The organism is Microcoleus sp. AT3-A2 (assembly GCF_036705685.1).
Classification (GTDB): domain Bacteria; phylum Cyanobacteriota; class Cyanobacteriia; order Cyanobacteriales; family Microcoleaceae; genus Microcoleus.
In genome coordinates, this window is sequence record NZ_JAUBVF010000011.1 from 112,058 (window position 1) to 128,872 (window position 16,815).

A 16,815-nucleotide genomic window follows, 5' to 3' on the forward strand; every position below is an offset into this window, starting at 1 on the left:
AAAGGTTGGTAATTGTAGAGGGTAAGAAAAGCTATGAGTGCCGTAACTGCAAAACGATTCTCGATCGCCGAATATCACCGTTTGGCAGAACTGGGATTTTTTGAGTCCGATAACCGATTTGAATTGATTCGTGGAGAAATTATCAAAATGGCTGCTAAAGGTAGGTTTCACTCGGAGTGCAATACTCTTTTAGTTGAGGAGTTAATCCTTTTACTGGCAAGACGCGCTCGCCTGCGTGTACAGGAACCGATTATTTTGTCTGATGATAGCGAACCAGAACCCGATCTAGTTATTGCCCGCCGTTCTGACAATTATTTATCTCCTCACCCTCTAGCCGCTGATATTTTGTTGGTAATTGAGGTTTCTGATTCTACTTTGAAATACGACAGGAGAACCAAGTTATCTCTCTATGCTGAATCGGGAATTTCTGATTATTGGATATTTAATTTGGTAGATATTCAACTGGAAATGCACAGCGAACCTTATCAAAAACAAAGAGGTGGTTTCGATTATCGAGTCAAACGAGTGGTTTTGCTGAATGAGGTTGTGGTAATTCCAGGTTTCCCAGATTTGTCTCTCGATTTATCTGCGGTATTTCCGGCGCAGATGGGTGAGTGAAGGTGAGGAGTGCGTAGGCCGGGGCCGGGGCGTAGCCATCGCCCGGATTGATGATATAATGCAAAAGTGCGATTGAACTCTTCACCAAAGTAGCCTTATGACTGCTCAAACTCTCGCTCTGCCAGAACAAAGCGTCCAGCTATCGGGTATCAGTTGGCAAACCTACGAAAATTTGCTTGCCGAAATCGGCGATCGGCAAATTCGACTGACATATAATCGCGGCAATCTTAAAATTATAGTACCTTCTCCAGAACACGAACGCTTCAAAACAATAATGGGTCGATTTGTTGAAACCTTAGCTGAAGAATTAGATGTGAAAATTGAACCTCTTGGATCTACCACATTCAAGCATCCTGAACTTAGCGGTGCAGAACCTGATGAATGTTTTTACATCCAGAATATTAGTGCAGTTAAAGGCAAAAAAAGAATCGACCTGGCTCAAGATCCGCCGCCGGATTTAGTGGTGGAAATTGATATTACCAGCCGTTCGGAAAATAGCTTGCAGGTTTATGCGGATCTGGGAGTGCCGGAAGTTTGGATTTATAATGGATCGCGACTCAGAATCAACAGATTAGAAAATGGAGAATACGTTGAGGGCGAGATCAGTTTAGCCTTTCCCAGCTTACCGATATTAGAGATTGTCAGATTTTTGGAACAAGCAGAAACAATGGACTATTTGGAATTAGTGAAAGCATTTCGCACTTGGGTAAAAAGCCAAATTCAGCAAAACCAATGAAGGGCGGAGAGAATTAAACAAAATTTACAATTTTAGCCCCATAAAAACAACTGTGTTGTGATAAAATAGAGATGATAAACTAATTTAAATATCAATTACAGGCTGGTAGTGCCAGCAATTCTACCCGATATGCGATCGCTAGAGTCTCACAACAAATACCCAGATTGCTTGTGGATGCAATTAGAAGCAATCCCAGTTCCATCGGTTGCACCCCAAACCCAGCAGCTAGACATTCACTTGAGCCTGAATTTTAACGAGCATTGGGAACCCCTGCTAGGTGGTCGCGTCAAATTTGGTCTGCAAGGCGGGACGCTCAAACTCTATCTAGAAAACTGCGAAATTCCCGTAGCATCACGTCAGTTAGTCGGTTCTTTCAAGCTTTTGCCGATAGGAGAAAGCCTGCCCATTCAAAGCAGTGCAGAAAATTTAGTAACTGAAAGTCAGCGGGGAGTTGAGGGCGGGGAGAAGGCGGAAAAAATTAAGGAAACAGAGAGCATATTTTGTCACGTTTCCACAATCAGCGATGATAAAACGCCAGCTTGGATTTTTGCAGTAGAACAGGGCAAATCAGTATTAAAAGGTTTGCTAAAAAGTGCTAAGCTGGGAGAATTGGCTGGCAAAGAATTTCGGATGGCGGCGGCTTTTGAAGTTGCTAAAGAAGATATTAATCTCACAGATGCGGAGGGTTTGTGGCCGCACGATATTACGCCAAATCAACATTCGGTTTTAGAAAGAATCCTGACTATATACCTGCAAGCAAATAAACTCCAACCTGCCCTCAGTTGGGCGCTATTGTCCTACAATTTGCCTCCGGTTGAACCGCGCCAAGTGGAAATAGTCCCGGAAGCTGAATCTCAATTGCAGGAAATGGTCGATCGCATAATCTCCGCTGAAACCGACAACTTTGTGGAGTTGGCCCAAATCGCCAATCTCAATCCAGCACTAGATTTCGCGGGTAGCAGCTTGCGCGGAACGACTTTAAGTGCAGTGGATTTTAGCAGCGCAAATCTCGATCGGGCAAATTTCCGGGGTGCAAACTTAAGCGATGCCGATTTCAGCGACGCCAACCTGCAAAATGCCAAATTCGGCGGTGCAGATTTGAGTGGGGCTTTCTTAGGAAATGCTGATTTAAGTGGCGCAGATTTGCACAAAGCAAGTCTAGCTTTAGCTAACCTCAGCGGTGCCAATTTGAGCGGCGCCAATCTGCTGGAAGTGAACTTAACAAATACTAATTTCAGCGGTGCGAATGTCGAGTCAGCCCGATTTGGGAACAATTCAGGAATCGATGAGGAGACGCAGGTGAATCTACAGCAGCGAGGCGCGATTTTTGAGGAGGTTTAGTCCGTAAGTACGATATCCCTTTCATCCATCTGCGTCCATCCCCGTTTATCCGTCTGCATCTGCGGTTCAAAAAAAGCGTGAAGCGTAGCTATCCCGTAGGGAATCGACCATCATCAAACCTTGTAAAAAAAATCGCTGTTAAAATAGAACCATCATTTCCTCCCAACTCATCTCAACATAAAATTATATGAAGATAGAAGATTATCCACTTGCCAAAAAATTAATATTAGATGCCGAAGGCAACATTAGTCAAGTCATTCTAGATTATACCGACTATCAGTATTTCCTAGAAGCTATCGAAGATAGAGGACTTCTGTTGGCTATGCGCGAAGTAAAAAATGAAAAGCCGTTAAATTTACGGCAAGCGCTTGCAGAACTGGAAACAGAATGAAAGTAGAATATCTGCCCAGTTTTGTGAAGGATTTAAAAACTCTTAAAAGTACGCCTGTTTTTCAGCAAATCAAGGAGTTTGCTTTTGGGGAAATTCCCAATGTTAATGATTTACAGACAATAGTTAACTTAAAAAAAATTGAAAGGCGATGATAATGCGTATCGGTTTCGGGTTGGCGACTATCGAATAGGTTTTTATTTTGATGGCGAAACAGTTACTTTTGCAAGAGTTCTTCACCGGAAAGATATTTATCGCTACTTTCCACCCTAAAGCTGTTTTCACTCTTACAGTTTGATTAAATAAAAAGCGATCGCCCTTTGATCCATATCCGTCTATCGTGGCACGGGCGTCTCGCCTGTGCTTCCGAATCGGGTCAAAAAGAGCGATCGCCCTCTCAAACAAATTATCCTTCATCCTCCGACTTTACAGGAGGACGCCCAGAAATCACAATAAATCCCACAGACTCAAGAGTCATGTGCGGGCGGCGAATACCAGCTAAAACCGCTTCACTCAACAAGCTTTCGGTATTGATTTCCTCAGCCAAAACCGATTCTAAAAGTTGTTCGGATTTAGAAAGTCGATTCAATCGCAATTGCAATTGATTCACCCGGTTTTCTAGTTGGATAGCAGCAGTAACAGCAGATCGATCGCACATTTCCACAAAAGCCGATCGCCCGCGCAGCAATTCCTCCGATACCACCCGTCCCTTTTGACAAAAATCATCCCATTCTAGCGGATCGACAAAACTGTCAATCAGCGACGTGCGATTTTTCGACAAATTGTAATCCCGATTCGGCCCGCCTTTCCCCTTATAACCCCGCTGCAAAATCGCCAGAAGTTCCGCATCTTCCACCAGAGACATCTGCTCGCTGCGAGCATCTACAAACACAGTTTCAAAAGTTGGGATAAACAGAGCATCAGCGCGGCGCTGCAAAGCTTTCAAGTTGTAATTTTCGATGTTTTGTGCTTGCAAAACTTGCTCGGCAGGCTGCACATCAGTCTGGATTGAATAATTAAACTGAAAGCCAAACCACTCCTTCCCAGGCGCAGCATCCCAACTTTCATCATGCCGCCACATGGCAAAAGCTTGACCGCGATCGTCCCAGCGAATATAAGAGCTAATGGCATCGATCAATCCCTCACCAATGCGGTAAAGAGCCACATCCGCATTCTGATAAGCAATACGGCGATTGTAACTGCCATATTGCTGGCAATAAGGAACCAATCTGGTCATCAAATCATTCGAGGGGATTAACGTTTTTTGAGTAGGTTTATAGCGCATCAACCCCGATATACTCGGATGTTCGATTTGTTTGAAGTGAAGAGCTTGACACAACCAACCTTCAGTAGCCCTCTGCATTTCTTTATGCTTAGCATCGCAGTTGTCGAGAGATTCAAAATACTGAGATGCGCTGTCATCAAGAGTATCAATTTCATCGAGAACGTACTGTTCGTCAATTTTGATTTTCTCTTGTTCGATTTCAGTTTTAATCGCTTCAATTTCGCTGGATAAGCCCTTGCCTCCCTCAGCAAACAACTTTTCTTCAAGTTTGAGAAGTTTTTCCTCAGCATAAAACTGAAGGCTGGCAATAGATTTGTTGAAGATATCAAACCCATCTTTTAAAACTTGAAACCAAGCTTCGTGGGGACTCTCCGGCATATCCGGGCCTGCAAACAAACAAAATTGCACCCCCATTTTGCTACCAATGCGATCGACTCTGCCGAGTCTTTGTTCTAGCTGGTTGGGAAACCACGGCAAATCGAAGTGAACTAACCAATCTGTCAATTGCAGATTTACCCCTGCTTCGGCAGATCGATCGCACACTAAGATAAAACAATGCGGCTCTGTCTTAAACCGCTTGAGACTAGCCTCAACATCATCAGCCGATTTGCTGGCGTCATGGCTGGCGATCGCATTTTTACCAAAGATTTTAGCTAAATTTTCCGCAATCTCTTTACAACTTGCAGTAAAACTGGTAAAAATCACAATTTTCGGGAAACGTTCGCCTGGAATCGGCCGTTTAATTTGCTGTTGAATTCTCGACAGCAAATCGCGAGGTTTGCTGTGATACTCGCGCGGAACCTTCAAAGCAACTGCCAGAAATCGGAGAATCGCGATTCGTAACAAACTCAGTCGATCGACTCCTTCCTGGGGCTTTTCCAGGGTATTGAGCAAGGTTTCCAGCATTTCCCTTTCTTCGGGAAACAGCGCAGTTTTGGTCAAAATTGCCGTGTCGTTTTGTCCAAATTCGCGATCGAGTTCAGGAGTCGATTTTTTCTGCAAACGAGCTTTGACAACCCGTTCTAAAACATTCAGCCAAGTACCAGAAGCGCGGAAAAATAGCAGAAATATTCTCTGATATTCGCTCGACTTGGGAGCGACTGTACGCCATTTATCGAGTACAGTTTGAATTTCCGACCACTGTTCATCATTCAGATCGTACTCAGTTTTGGGGACAGCATCTCGATCGAAAATCACATCCTCAACCGCATCCCGGCGGTTGCGAAGGATGCGACGATGCAGGCGATAGGTATCTCTAACGTGAGTACGAATAGCTTGGACAAGGCGAGCCTGTTCTGCGGTTTCTTTAGTTTTCAAACAACTTTCTAACTCTGTTGCTAATCCGATTAAATAATCGTCTTTGGCAAAAATAGTGCGAAGTTGAGCTAGTTTTGTTTGCAAAACAGCAGGCTTGGCATTTTCTCGAAAATCTAGCAAAGCGCTGCCGATTTCTTGACGGTTTTTAACCTGTTCTTTGAAGCTTTCCAGGTCATCAAGACGGTAAGTTGTCGGATCTAGCAAATGCAGCATCGTTAGAAAATCTTGCTCGTGGCCGAGAACTGGCCTTGCAGATAATAACAATACATTTTTGCTTTTCTGAGCTAGTTTTTGACAGAGTTCAAAGGACTGCTGCTGAGTACGATCGCTCGAATTTGCCATTGCTGCAACATCATGCGCTTCATCCACAATCAGAAAATCTAGGTTAGCGTTGCGGCTAATTTGATTGATGTCGCTGACAGCAGCAAGCTGCACTCGGTCAGCAAAATGAGACAAATAGAATTTATTTTCCAACTCCTGCCGCCACTGTTCGAGCAAGTATTTCGGAACCAGTACCACAGCGCGTCCGTTGGGTTCATCTAGCAGAAATTGGCGGAGAATTGTCCCGGCTTCTACTGTTTTTCCCAGTCCTGGTTCGTCGGCTAATAAATAGCGCACGATTGGGTCTTCTAGGACGCGCCGGACGACTTCAACTTGGTGCGGATAGAGGTCTATATTAGCAGAAATTAAACCCGTCATGCCGCGGCTGACGGCCCGCTGTTCGATCGCAGATTGAACGAATGCCAATCGCCGATCGTGAAAATACGGCGTTTCTTGGCCTTTGACTGCTAAAATGTCGATCGGATCGGCGATCGGGATATTGCAGCGAACGTAAAGTTCGGTTTCAACAGCTTGCAAACTTTGGCTGTCGGGCAGGTCAATTTCGTACTCTAATTTATCTTCATCCCAGTCATAAACTCGCCCAATTATCCATCTTTCCTGAGTTGTACTCCAGAGGTAGCAGCGGGTTTGGCGCTGAAGTCTAGCTTCTTGCAGTAGACTTAAGGGCACAGTTTTGCGGATGCGGTTTTTAACTGAGCAAAAATATTCAACTACGGCATCGGTACGCGATACCTCGACAACTTTTCCGACTCCCAAATCGCTTCGGGGCGATCGAACTAATGAACCAACATCAATCATAGTTTTAGCCTGACAATACTTACTAGAATACAGTACATCCTTTCACCTTAAAAAAATTAGCAAGATGCGATTTTCGCCTGCCTCGCTGTTTTAGTCAAATGACAGTCAATCATCTATTCGGAAAACAATAAGTTTAGCATGGTAACTAACATTTTGGTATTCAATAAATATCCGGGCAGCGAATAAGAATACCTACTTACGATCAAGGAAAAACAACGCCTGCATTACCGGATTCCCATTTCGGGTATTTCTGCATAACACTGCTATAAATTTGAGAGTCTGTAAACTCTGCTAACCAAGCTTGTAGCGCCGGCCAAGGCTGTTCGTTGAACCAAGTTTGATCTGTATGAGCAAATTGACGAACAAAAGGTGCGATCGCCATATCAGCCAATGCTACATTGTTACCAAATAAATATTTAGTGGCACTTAACTGTGAGTTGAGTTTTTCCAGGAATAAAGAACCTTCATAGCGATGTACTTGGGCATCAACACCGGGATAGCGATCCGGGTACTTATAACGGTCAAGATGATATTTAAACCTATCATCAAATAGAGCAATTAGTTCCAGCATTTCTGTAAGATAACCTTGCTGTGGCATCAACCATTTTTCAGGATCATATTGTCTCAATGCCCACAACATGATATCGATACTTTGATCTAGAACCCGCCCGTCAACATCCATTAATATTGGTACTGTACCTTTGGGAGATACCTCCAACATCTCTGGTGGTTTGTCTCGCAAAACAACTTCCCTCAACTCACACACCCGATTGCTAACCATCAAGGCCAAGCGCGCGCGCATAGCATAGGGACAGCGGCGGAAGGAATACAAAATCGGGTATGTTGCTAACATATAATATCAATTCCGGTTGCACCGGAATTAGTGTTGACTGTTGACTGTTAACTGTTGACGGGCGGGTCGAAAAACTGAATGGTTGAGTGTTAAGCTTTGACTCAATTTTATTATTCCGATGAAACCGGAAACGATATAATTAGTCGATCGCACGATCGGGATTTTCGGGTCAGAAACCCCATTTCTTCGTAGATTTCTTGTCGCGAAACAAGATTTTTCGTAGAAACCGGGTTTCTTTGAGCTTAGTGAATACTATTAGTCGCAGGCCTCATCTACTTTTTCCTTCGCATCGTAGCGCGCGCCTATATGTACTTGGTTGCGACGCTTAGCAAGCTCAATCTGACGTTGACGTTCAGATAAAGCTTGTTTTTTAGTTTCAGTTTTTGAGTCATGACAATGAGGACAACTCACACCAAGTACAAATAATTCAGAAGCCTTATCTTCCTGACTAATCGGGTGACGACAACCGCGACAAAGTTCATAGTTTCCCGGCTTTAAGTCCTGACCAACAGAAACCCGTTCATCAAACACAAAACATTCACCTTCCCAACGACTTTCTGCTTCCGGTACTGTTTCCAAATATTTTAAAATCCCGCCTTCGAGATGATAGACTTCCTCAAAACCTTGAGTACGCAAAAAAGCAGTAGATTTCTCGCAGCGAATACCACCCGTGCAAAACATTGCCACCTTGGGTTTATTGCGTAAAGCAGTTTCTCGCAGCACCCATTCAGGTAACTCAGAAAAGCTTTTTGTTTTGGGATTAATAGCGCCTTCAAAAGTACCCATAGATACCTCGAAATCGTTACGCACATCAACCACGACAACATCGGGATCGTCAAGCAGCTTATTCCACTCATCAGGCTTAACATATTGGCCAGCCATGAGGCGGGGATTAATGTCCGGTACTCCCATCGTGACGATTTCGCGCTTCAAGCGTATTTTCAGGCGGTAAAAAGGTGCTTTTTCCGAGAAAGATTCCTTGTGTACCAGATCCGCAAAACGCGGGTCACTACGCAAGAATGCCAGCACTGCGTGTACGCCCTCGGACGAGCCTGCGATAGTGCCATTAATGCCTTCTTGAGCTAGCAAGATAGTGCCTTTGACGTTGTTGTTGTTGCAACAATCGAGTAGCGGTGCTTTCAGCTCAGCAAAATCCGGTAGTTCAACGAACTTATATAAAGCAGCGGTTAAGAAATAAGCCATAGATTGAATTGATAGCACTAATTAATTTTCATAATTCTATGAAAATTCAGTCAAAGCGGACGGTGGGACTCGAACCCACGACGTTCAGCATGGGAAGCTGACATTCTACCACTGAATTACGCCCGCGCTTAGTGTTTTTTAGCTGTTTTTACCTGCTTTCACTTTGGAGGCGCAGCGGTAAAAAACGACTAGAAAAACATTATACAACTATTTTCTGATTTTGAGTATAGCATTTTGACAATCAATTTTGGGCGGCAGCCGATCGCACAGCCGAGCCATGCACTGTGGCGGACGAGCAAATTGTCATCGCGACGAAAAGCTGCCACGAAATGAGCAATCGCCTCGCTTCCGAACATTGACAAAGAGTTAGCGGCTTCTGCAGGCACATTCCGATCGCGATCGCACTGCATCATTTTTAACAGCGTCGCCAAAGCTTCCGCACTTTGAGTCTGCCGCCATCCCATCGCCACGAACGATCGCACCATAAACTCCCCATCGTTCACTTTCCTCACCAACATCGATCGCACCACCGCAGAGTCGCACTTTCTCACAGCCGTTACCCCCGGCAGCCTGTCTTGAGAATCCGAACTTTGCAGCGCTGCTTGGATTTCCCTAATTTCTCTAAGTCAATTAAAATATATTTTTGTTACTTTTCTTTAAGTTTTTAGCACAAATTACGAGATTTTGGGAAAATAAAAAAAAATTCTGTTACTAGATTGTGTCTGCTAATTAACAGCCTCAAACTTCAACACCAGAAGAAGTTCAGAAAGTAATTGCTGAATTTGATCAATCTTGGCAACCGCTAACCGACGATACTCGGGAAAGGAATCAAAAGGTAAAAATGCCCCAGCAAGCAGTGATGAAGGAGTTAAAAAAATAATCCAGAGATAATTTATATCGACGCGGCGCTAGCGAATTTGCGTGAAGCGAAGCTATCCCGCTCTTAATCGCCACAACCTGCATAAAAACGAGATTAATTACGGTTCTGTATGGTGTTCTGTTGCTTGAGAAGAGTCCAAAAGATTCCGGTTGGCAGTTTATTGATGAGTTGCGGCATTTAGGGAACTCTACTCGATCGCAAACATTCATAGAATTGCTACGATCGCAGAATCTGGAAAGTTCACTGATTCTTTACTCTTAACAGTACAATTAGTACAATTTATAAGGGATTTCCCGTTTCAATCTTGTCCCCCACTAGGAAATGGAACTCCAAAATAAGGATTTTAAAATCGCTTGAGCGCACCGGCGGAGTTCGCGTAGAGATTATATCGGCAGGTAGATGACTCATTTATTCATTTTGATATATATATATATATATATATCACAAATATACAATCAAAATAACTATAATACGCCGCTAGCTATATATCTAGTAAAAAAAATGAGTCGTAATAAGTATTTCAAAAAATCTCAACCTAAAGCTGGTATCAAAACAGCTCAAAAGCAGAACAATCAAAACGACCTATTTCCTGTAGTCGGAATAGGAGCATCTGCAGGTGGATTGGAAGCCTTTATGGAAATACTGAGCCATTTGCCGATCAACACTGGCATGGCGTTTGTAATAATTCAGCATATGTTGCCGAGCCAGGGAAGTGTGTTGAGTGTGATTCTGGCTCGATCGACCCAGATGCCCGTGCATGAGGTGACAGATGGGATGGTCATAACACCGAATCAGGTCTACGTTATCCCCCCGAATGTAAGCATGACCATGGTCGATCGATCAGTGCTGAAGCTAACGCCTCGCGGCAGAGGAAAGGGCATATTTATGTCCGTCGATATTTTTCTGTTTTCCCTCGCCCAAGAACGAGGGAACAAAGCCATCGGTGTCATTTTGTCCGGGGGCGACAGCGATGGTGCCCAAGGGTTAAAAGCGATTAAGGCCGCGGGCGGTATTACTTTTGCCCAATGTGAAGATTCGGCACAAGTGAGCAGTATGCCGAATACTGCGGTGGCTACGGGTCAGGTAGACTTTATCTTGCCACCGAAACAAATTGCCCAGAAAATAGCAGAGATCGGCAGTCATCCCTACATGAGCGATCGGCCTTTGATAGAATCGATCACCAGTAAAGATGCGATCACCAGCGAAGGAGCGATCAGCAGTAAAGATGCGATCGCCATTATCTACAGTTTGCTGCGGGCGGCTACAGGAGTTGACTTTACTTACTACAAGCAAACCACCTTGATGCGGCGGATAAATCGGCGGATGTTCCTCTACAAGCTGGAACGGATCGAAGATTATGCCGAATATCTCCAAAACACCCCGACAGAAGTAACGGCGCTGTATCACGATGTCTTAATTCATGTCACCAGCTTTTTCCGCGACCCCGAAAGCTTTGAGGCCTTAAGCAGCAATGTTTTTCCCGAAATCGTCAAAGATAAATCGCCGAAAACACCGATCCGAATGTGGATTGCCGGCTGTTCAACGGGTGAAGAAGCTTACTCGATGGCCATCTGCTTGCTAGAGTTTTTAGCAGCTCGCTCTATTAACCTGCCGATTCAGATTTATGCCACAGACATCAGCGAAAATGCGATCGTGACCGCCCGCACTGGCTTTTATACCCACGCCCAAGCCGCCAATATTTCACTCGAACGCCTACATCGGTTCTTTGTCGAAGTCGAGGGCGGATACCAAATTGCTAAGCCCGTGCGGGAACTCTGCGTCTTTGCTAGACAAAACCTGATCGGCGATCCGCCATTTTCCCGGATGGATTTGATTACCTGTCGGAACGTGCTGATCTATCTGGGGCCCCAGTTGCAGAAAAAACTGCTGCCAATGTTCCACTATGGGCTTGGGCCCGGGGGCTTTTTGCTGTTAGGCACTTCGGAAACGGTTGGTGAGTTTTCAGAATTGTTTGCGCTATTCGACAAAAAGAATAAAATTTATACTAAAAAACAGCTATCGCATTGGCTCAGCATGGATTTAAATGCTAGTAGCTATTCTCTGACACCCCCCAACGCTCCACCGCAGCAGACGGAAAAATTGGACGAAATCGAAATGGATAAAGAGGCAGATCGCATTGTTTTGAATCACTACGCCCCTGTCGGGGTGGTGATTAATACAGCCAGCGAGATTCTGCAATTTCGAGGACAGACGAATCCCTACCTAAAACTGGCTCCCGGTAGGGCGAGCTTTAACTTGCTGAGAATGGCAAAAGAAGGATTGCGCTTGGAACTGGCAACTGCAATTCAAGAAGCCTCACGGCAGAAGCAATCGATCGCACGGGCAGGGTTGGAAGTTGAAGATGGCGAGATCATCCGGCAGGTCGGAATTAATGTGATTCCATTCCAAGCCGGATCTGTGGCAAAAGACTATTTTTTAGTGTTGTTTCAAGACGAGTTTCCGAGCTCTGCAAGGCCTGCTGCTGACGATGGTAGAGTCAACTCTGATCCTTCACAGGCTGAAAATCAGGAGATTGCAAGGCTGCTAGAGGAACTGAAAACCACTAAAGAACATCTTGGAGCGATCGTCCAAGAACATCAAGCCGCTAATCAAGATTTGAGAGCCGCCAACGAAGAGATTTTGTCGAGCAACGAAGAGTTGCAAAGCATGAATGAGGAACTCCAAACGGCGAAAGAAGAGATTCAGGCAACCAATGAAGAACTCAACACGATTAATGACGAATTGCAGCGGCGCAATCTTGAATCCACTCAGGTGAGCAACGATTTAGAGAATCTGCTGGCCAGCATCAATATTCCGATCCTGATGCTGGGAGGCGACCTGCGAATCCGCCGGTTTACTCCCGCAATCGAAGGTATCTTCAACTTGATTTCTAGCGATGTCGGGCGGTCTTTCAGCGACATCACTCACAAGTTGCTGATACCGGACTTAGAAAAACCAATTTTAGACGTGATCCGCACGCTCAATTTGAAAGTTCAGGAGGTTCAAGATCGAGACGGTCGTTGGTACGATCTGCACATTCGACCCTACCGGACGCTCGACCACAAGATTGATGGGGTGGTGCTGATGTTGGTCGATATCAACGATCTAAAAGTGAGCGCCCAGCATTTGATGGAAGCGAAAAATTACGCCGAAACGATCGTGGATACCGTGGTGCAACCGTTGCTAGTGTTAGATCTCAACCTGCAGGCGCTCACTGCCAATCGTTCTTTCTACGAGACGTTTCAGGTGGCGCCGAGCGAAACAGAGCACCGGTCAGTGTTCGATCTGGGTAATGGACAGTGGAATATTCCCAAGTTGCGATCGCTCCTCAAAGAAATTCTGGCAGGTAATCCCCAGTTTCAAAATTTTGAGGTCGAGCATGACTTTGAGGAGATCGGGCATAAAATAATGCGACTCAATGGGCGCAAAATGCCTCCGGTGGGCGATACACATATGATTCTGTTGGCGATCGAGGATATCACCGAGCAAAAACAGTTGGAGACAGAACGCAGCCTTCGGATTCAAGAACAATTGGCTCGTGCGGCTGCTGAGGAGGCCAACCGCGTCAAAGATGAGTTTTTGTCCGTCCTCTCTCACGAACTGCGGACGCCGCTCAATGCAATGATTGGCTGGGCACAGTTGCTGCGCCTGAAAAAATTTGACAAGGCTAAAACCGACGAGGCGCTAAAAACGATCGAGCGCGCCGCCAAAGCACAAAACCAGCTCATCGATGACATATTAGACGTTTCGCGGATTACCACAGGCCAATTTCGGCTCAATGCTTCTGAAGTTGAGATCAATCCACTGGTTGAAAATGCGATCGGGGTAATTCGTTTCGCAGCAGAAGCCAAAAATATTAAAATTGAATCCAGGCTAAGTCATTTAAAACCAAAGATTTTGGGCGATCCAAGTCGCTTACAACAAGTGGTGTGGAATCTACTTTCAAACGCGATTAAATTCACCCCAGGCGGAGGAAGGATTGACATCACATTAGACTACATAGATGGAATGGCTCAAATCCAAGTTAGCGATACTGGTAAGGGCATTCACCCTGATTTTCTCCCCTATGTGTTCGATCGCTTCCGTCAGGCAGATAGTAGCTACTCTCGCAGAGACTCTGGATTGGGGCTAGGACTGTCGATCGTCCGTCATTTAGTAGAACTCCACGGCGGTACTGTTACTGCAACAAGTCCGGGTGAGGGACAAGGGGCAACCTTTACCGTCAGGTTGCCGCTACGAACAGATATCCATGATAGTTGACTGTTGACTGTTGACTGTTGACTAGGGGTCAAAAAAGTGAAAATTCGCTATATTTGTTGGCAGCTTGATGCGACTTTATCAGGTCGATGAAGCGCGGATTTGATATCATTCCGGCGCAACAATAATTGATATTATTTCTAATCTTATCTCCTGATACCCATTTAAGGTGAAGTTGCACATATCTCGATCCCCCTAAATCCCCCTTAATAAGGGGAGTAGGGGTTGACTTTGAGAAGAATCTTGTCCCCCCCTTATTAAGGGGGGTTAGGGGGGATCAGATTCTACGGGGTCTCATAAAAAATGAGTAAGCTGTTGTGCATCTAAATCGTATTTTTTGTGCGGGCGAGACGCCCAACCCCTACTCCCCACAAGAACTTTATCAAATTTTAGTTCACAGTTTAAATGTGCAACAGCTTATGAGCTAAGATCCTAAATGAATTCTATCGCCACGATTGGTTATCAATAGATCCACTATCAGGGGGTGATTAACCTCAATATCATCGCTTTAATTATGCAATGCCCGTAGACCTGCGTAATCGAAATATTGGAAGTGGTTATCTGCGTTCATCGGGGTTTATCTGCCTTCATCTGCGGTAAAAAAAAGGCAATCATCTCTAAATAACCCTAACTCTAAATAACCCTAACCAATAACTATTTACCAACCTTAACCTCAGCGCCATCCTTAAGAAAACCAGTCCCAGTAACAACAACCCGATCGCCCGCCTTCAAACCCTTTTTAACCACCACCTTAGCAGCAGTCAAATCGCCCACAGCACCCCCAGAAATTTCCCCAACTTCCACAGGTTGAGCCTGCACCTTGTCCTCGCCCACAAGTTTATAAACCAGAGAACTGCCGTCAGGTTGCGGCAAAATAGCTTTAGCAGGGACTTTCAAACCTTGAGCCGTTGTCGTCGAAATGGATGCGCGCAAAAACATTCCCGATCGCAAAAACTCGCTTGTCGGCAAATCAATCTTCACCGTAGCTTGCCGATTTTGCGTGTCAACTACCGGCGAAATCTCTCGCACAGTTCCTGACAACTTAATCCGCTTGTCAGAATCCGAAGTAATTTGCACTGCTGTTCCCGGCCGCACTTGCGAAATCTGAGTTTCCGGTACTTTCAATTGTAGTTCCAGCTTGTTGCCCCGAATAATCGAAAATAGTTTTTGACTTCCCGAAGAAACATCGCCAACTCGACCAATTCTTTCAGCCACAGTGCCGCTATCGGGTGCTCGAACAATTGTTTGTTCTAGTTGAGTTTGTAACTGTTTGACTTGTGCATCATTGCTGCGGACACTTGCTGCGTTATTTCCGACATTTGCTCTGGCACTGCTGACACTTGCTCCGGCCGTATTCACTTTAGCACGAGCGCTGGCGAGAGCCGCTCTAGCCGTACTGATATTAGCTTCAGCAGTAGCTACTCTAGCAATAGAAGATTGCACTTCTTCGGCTGCTTTATTCTGTTCTTGCAAAGCTGTATTCAAGTCAGCTTTAGCTTTGTTCAAATCTTGAACAGCAGTCTGCCGTTCCGTCTTTCGCCTTTCCAAATCTTGCTGACTAATTACTCCCTGAGCAGCCAAATCTTGGGTGCGATTTACTTCTCTTTGAGCTTGATCTAATTTAGCCTGAGCGGAGGCAATGCCGGCTTTAGCTTGAGTGACACCGGCTTTAGCTTGTTCCACACCGGCCCTTGCTTGCCCGACGCCTGTTTTGGCTTGCGCTGCGTCAGCGATGGCTTTTTCAACGCCAGCTTGGGCTTGAGCAACGCCGGCTTGGGCTTCTTGTTGGGCTGACTCGGCTTGCTGTACCTGAGCTTGGGCTTGTTCTACGGTAGAATTGGCCGATTGTACTCCCGCCAGCGCTTCGGCAATTTGCGATCGTAGCACCGAATCGTCCAAAACCGCCATCGTCTGACCTTTTTCTACCACATCCCCTTCATTCACCAACACCTGCTTGATTTGCAAACCGTTGGCTTGTGGCAACACTGGCAGCAAGTCATAGGCTGCTACGGTGCCCGTCGCTTCCAGAGTTTCACCCACCTGGGCAGATTCCACAGGCGCCACTGTCACAGTCGGAGCCGTCGCCTGCTGAGTTACCGGAGGAATTGGAGCGGCAGGAGGCGAACTCTGATTCCCCCCAGTCAAGTTTACTGCTAGCAACGTTGCAGCCACACCAATCCCTGCGCCTGCCAACAAGGCAGGCCACCTGATTTCTTTGCGGGGCCCAACTTCAGTTGCTTCTGGTTCCCAAACTTGTTCCGCCTCGATTTCTGGAACTTCCAGCGCAACTTCTCGTTCATCTTCGTCAGCGGAGAATTGCCAGCGAGAGTTGTCTGAGACTTCACTTTCAGCTACATCCACTGCTGAGTTCCTCTCGCGCCCGCTCTCCACGGGGGGAAGGGGTTGCTTTTCTTCGGCTTCTGAAAAAACTTGATTAGTCACGGTAGTTCCTCTCGCCAGTATGAGCCTGTGCTTTTGTATATTGTAAAGAAAGATTACGATATTATTTAGTTCATTGTAGCGGAGGGCCTCTGGATTAACGCTTCCTCCTTTTGGGTGAGTGTGGCGGCGTTTCACCCTACAATGGCGATTTTGATTAACTTTGATCAAAGTTTGTTCGATGACATTTAATTTGATCTGCCTCTGGGGCATACTGAATATGAGCGTGATTCCCCAGCGTGGGGTCGATCGGGCTGGCATTGTCTCTCCCCAAGTGGCTTGGGCATCAACTATCTATCAATGCTCAGAAAAGTCAGTCTAATCTTGAACTGATTATTCGTAACCTATACTCTCATGT

General features: G+C 45.6%; 12 protein-coding genes and 1 tRNA gene. 7 read left to right on the forward strand and 6 right to left on the reverse strand.

All coding sequences use genetic code 11. From position 1 onward, the window contains the following. Positions 1-33 precede the first annotated feature (33 nt). From QUB37_RS09570 to QUB37_RS09595, 6 genes are all read left to right on the forward strand, one after another. Entirely contained in the window at positions 34-618 is a 585-nt protein-coding gene (locus tag QUB37_RS09570; RefSeq protein ID WP_333161280.1) for a Uma2 family endonuclease, read from the forward strand. Between the two features lie 97 nt (positions 619-715). Continuing rightward, a complete protein-coding gene (locus QUB37_RS09575) occupies positions 716-1,354 on the forward strand; it encodes a Uma2 family endonuclease (RefSeq protein WP_333161282.1) in 639 nt (212 codons plus the stop codon). Between the two features lie 108 nt (positions 1,355-1,462). After that, the gene (locus QUB37_RS09580) at positions 1,463-2,695 is read left to right on the forward strand and encodes a pentapeptide repeat-containing protein (protein WP_333161284.1); all 1,233 of its coding nucleotides are present in this window, start codon (positions 1,463-1,465) and stop codon (positions 2,693-2,695) included. 187 nt (positions 2,696-2,882) lie between these two features. Beyond that, positions 2,883-3,086 carry a hypothetical protein gene (locus QUB37_RS09585; RefSeq protein ID WP_172186847.1) on the forward strand — a complete coding sequence of 68 codons (204 nt, stop codon included), beginning with the start codon at positions 2,883-2,885 and terminating at the stop codon, positions 3,084-3,086. Continuing rightward, positions 3,083-3,238, forward strand: coding sequence for a hypothetical protein (locus QUB37_RS09590; RefSeq protein ID WP_333161332.1), 156 nt, complete (start codon positions 3,083-3,085; stop codon positions 3,236-3,238). The genes QUB37_RS09585 and QUB37_RS09590 overlap by 4 nt, the downstream gene beginning before the upstream one ends. After that, a complete protein-coding gene (locus QUB37_RS09595) occupies positions 3,225-3,356 on the forward strand; it encodes a type II toxin-antitoxin system RelE family toxin (protein WP_216670338.1) in 132 nt (43 codons plus the stop codon). Before QUB37_RS09590 ends, QUB37_RS09595 begins: the two co-directional genes overlap by 14 nt. Before the next feature lie 133 nt (positions 3,357-3,489). Here QUB37_RS09595 and dpdE read toward each other — a convergent pair whose 3' ends face one another. The 5 genes from dpdE to QUB37_RS09620 all read right to left on the reverse strand — a co-directional run bounded on the left by dpdE (position 3,490) and on the right by QUB37_RS09620 (position 9,432). Then, complete coding sequence (gene dpdE / locus QUB37_RS09600; protein ID WP_333161289.1) at positions 3,490-6,825, reverse strand: protein DpdE; 3,336 nt, start codon at positions 6,823-6,825, stop codon at positions 3,490-3,492. Between the two features lie 202 nt (positions 6,826-7,027). Next, the gene (locus QUB37_RS09605; protein WP_333161291.1) at positions 7,028-7,678 is read right to left on the reverse strand and encodes a glutathione S-transferase; all 651 of its coding nucleotides are present in this window, start codon (positions 7,676-7,678) and stop codon (positions 7,028-7,030) included. 255 nt (positions 7,679-7,933) lie between these two features. Beyond that, complete coding sequence (gene trhO, locus QUB37_RS09610; RefSeq protein WP_333161293.1) at positions 7,934-8,881, reverse strand: oxygen-dependent tRNA uridine(34) hydroxylase TrhO; 948 nt, start codon at positions 8,879-8,881, stop codon at positions 7,934-7,936. Positions 8,882-8,935: 54 nt separating this feature from the next. Beyond that, positions 8,936-9,007, reverse strand: a tRNA-Gly gene (locus QUB37_RS09615). 62 nt (positions 9,008-9,069) lie between these two features. Continuing rightward, the gene (locus tag QUB37_RS09620) at positions 9,070-9,432 is read right to left on the reverse strand and encodes a HEAT repeat domain-containing protein (protein ID WP_333161295.1); all 363 of its coding nucleotides are present in this window, start codon (positions 9,430-9,432) and stop codon (positions 9,070-9,072) included. 830 nt (positions 9,433-10,262) lie between these two features. Between QUB37_RS09620 and QUB37_RS09625 the strand changes: the two genes are divergently transcribed. Further along, positions 10,263-14,021: a chemotaxis protein CheB gene (locus QUB37_RS09625; protein WP_333161297.1), complete on the forward strand. Its 3,759-nt coding sequence runs from the start codon at positions 10,263-10,265 to the stop codon at positions 14,019-14,021. A 651-nt stretch (positions 14,022-14,672) separates the two neighbouring features. Here QUB37_RS09625 and QUB37_RS09630 read toward each other — a convergent pair. After that, positions 14,673-16,460: an efflux RND transporter periplasmic adaptor subunit gene (locus QUB37_RS09630; protein WP_333161299.1), complete on the reverse strand. Its 1,788-nt coding sequence runs from the start codon at positions 16,458-16,460 to the stop codon at positions 14,673-14,675. Positions 16,461-16,815: the final 355 nt, after the last annotated feature.

Excerpts from the sequence above, each read along its gene's own strand:
- QUB37_RS09570 (WP_333161280.1), top strand. The coding sequence starts at position 34 with ATGAGTGCCGTAACTGCAAAACGATTCTCGATCGCCGAATATCACCGT.
- QUB37_RS09575 (WP_333161282.1), top strand. The coding sequence starts at position 716 with ATGACTGCTCAAACTCTCGCTCTGCCAGAACAAAGCGTCCAGCTATCG.
- QUB37_RS09585 (WP_172186847.1), top strand. The coding sequence starts at position 2,883 with ATGAAGATAGAAGATTATCCACTTGCCAAAAAATTAATATTAGATGCC.
- QUB37_RS09590 (WP_333161332.1), top strand. The coding sequence starts at position 3,083 with ATGAAAGTAGAATATCTGCCCAGTTTTGTGAAGGATTTAAAAACTCTT.
- dpdE (WP_333161289.1), bottom strand. The coding sequence starts at position 6,825 with ATGATTGATGTTGGTTCATTAGTTCGATCGCCCCGAAGCGATTTGGGA.
- QUB37_RS09605 (WP_333161291.1), bottom strand. The coding sequence starts at position 7,678 with ATGTTAGCAACATACCCGATTTTGTATTCCTTCCGCCGCTGTCCCTAT.
- trhO (WP_333161293.1), bottom strand. The coding sequence starts at position 8,881 with ATGGCTTATTTCTTAACCGCTGCTTTATATAAGTTCGTTGAACTACCG.
- QUB37_RS09625 (WP_333161297.1), top strand. The coding sequence starts at position 10,263 with ATGAGTCGTAATAAGTATTTCAAAAAATCTCAACCTAAAGCTGGTATC.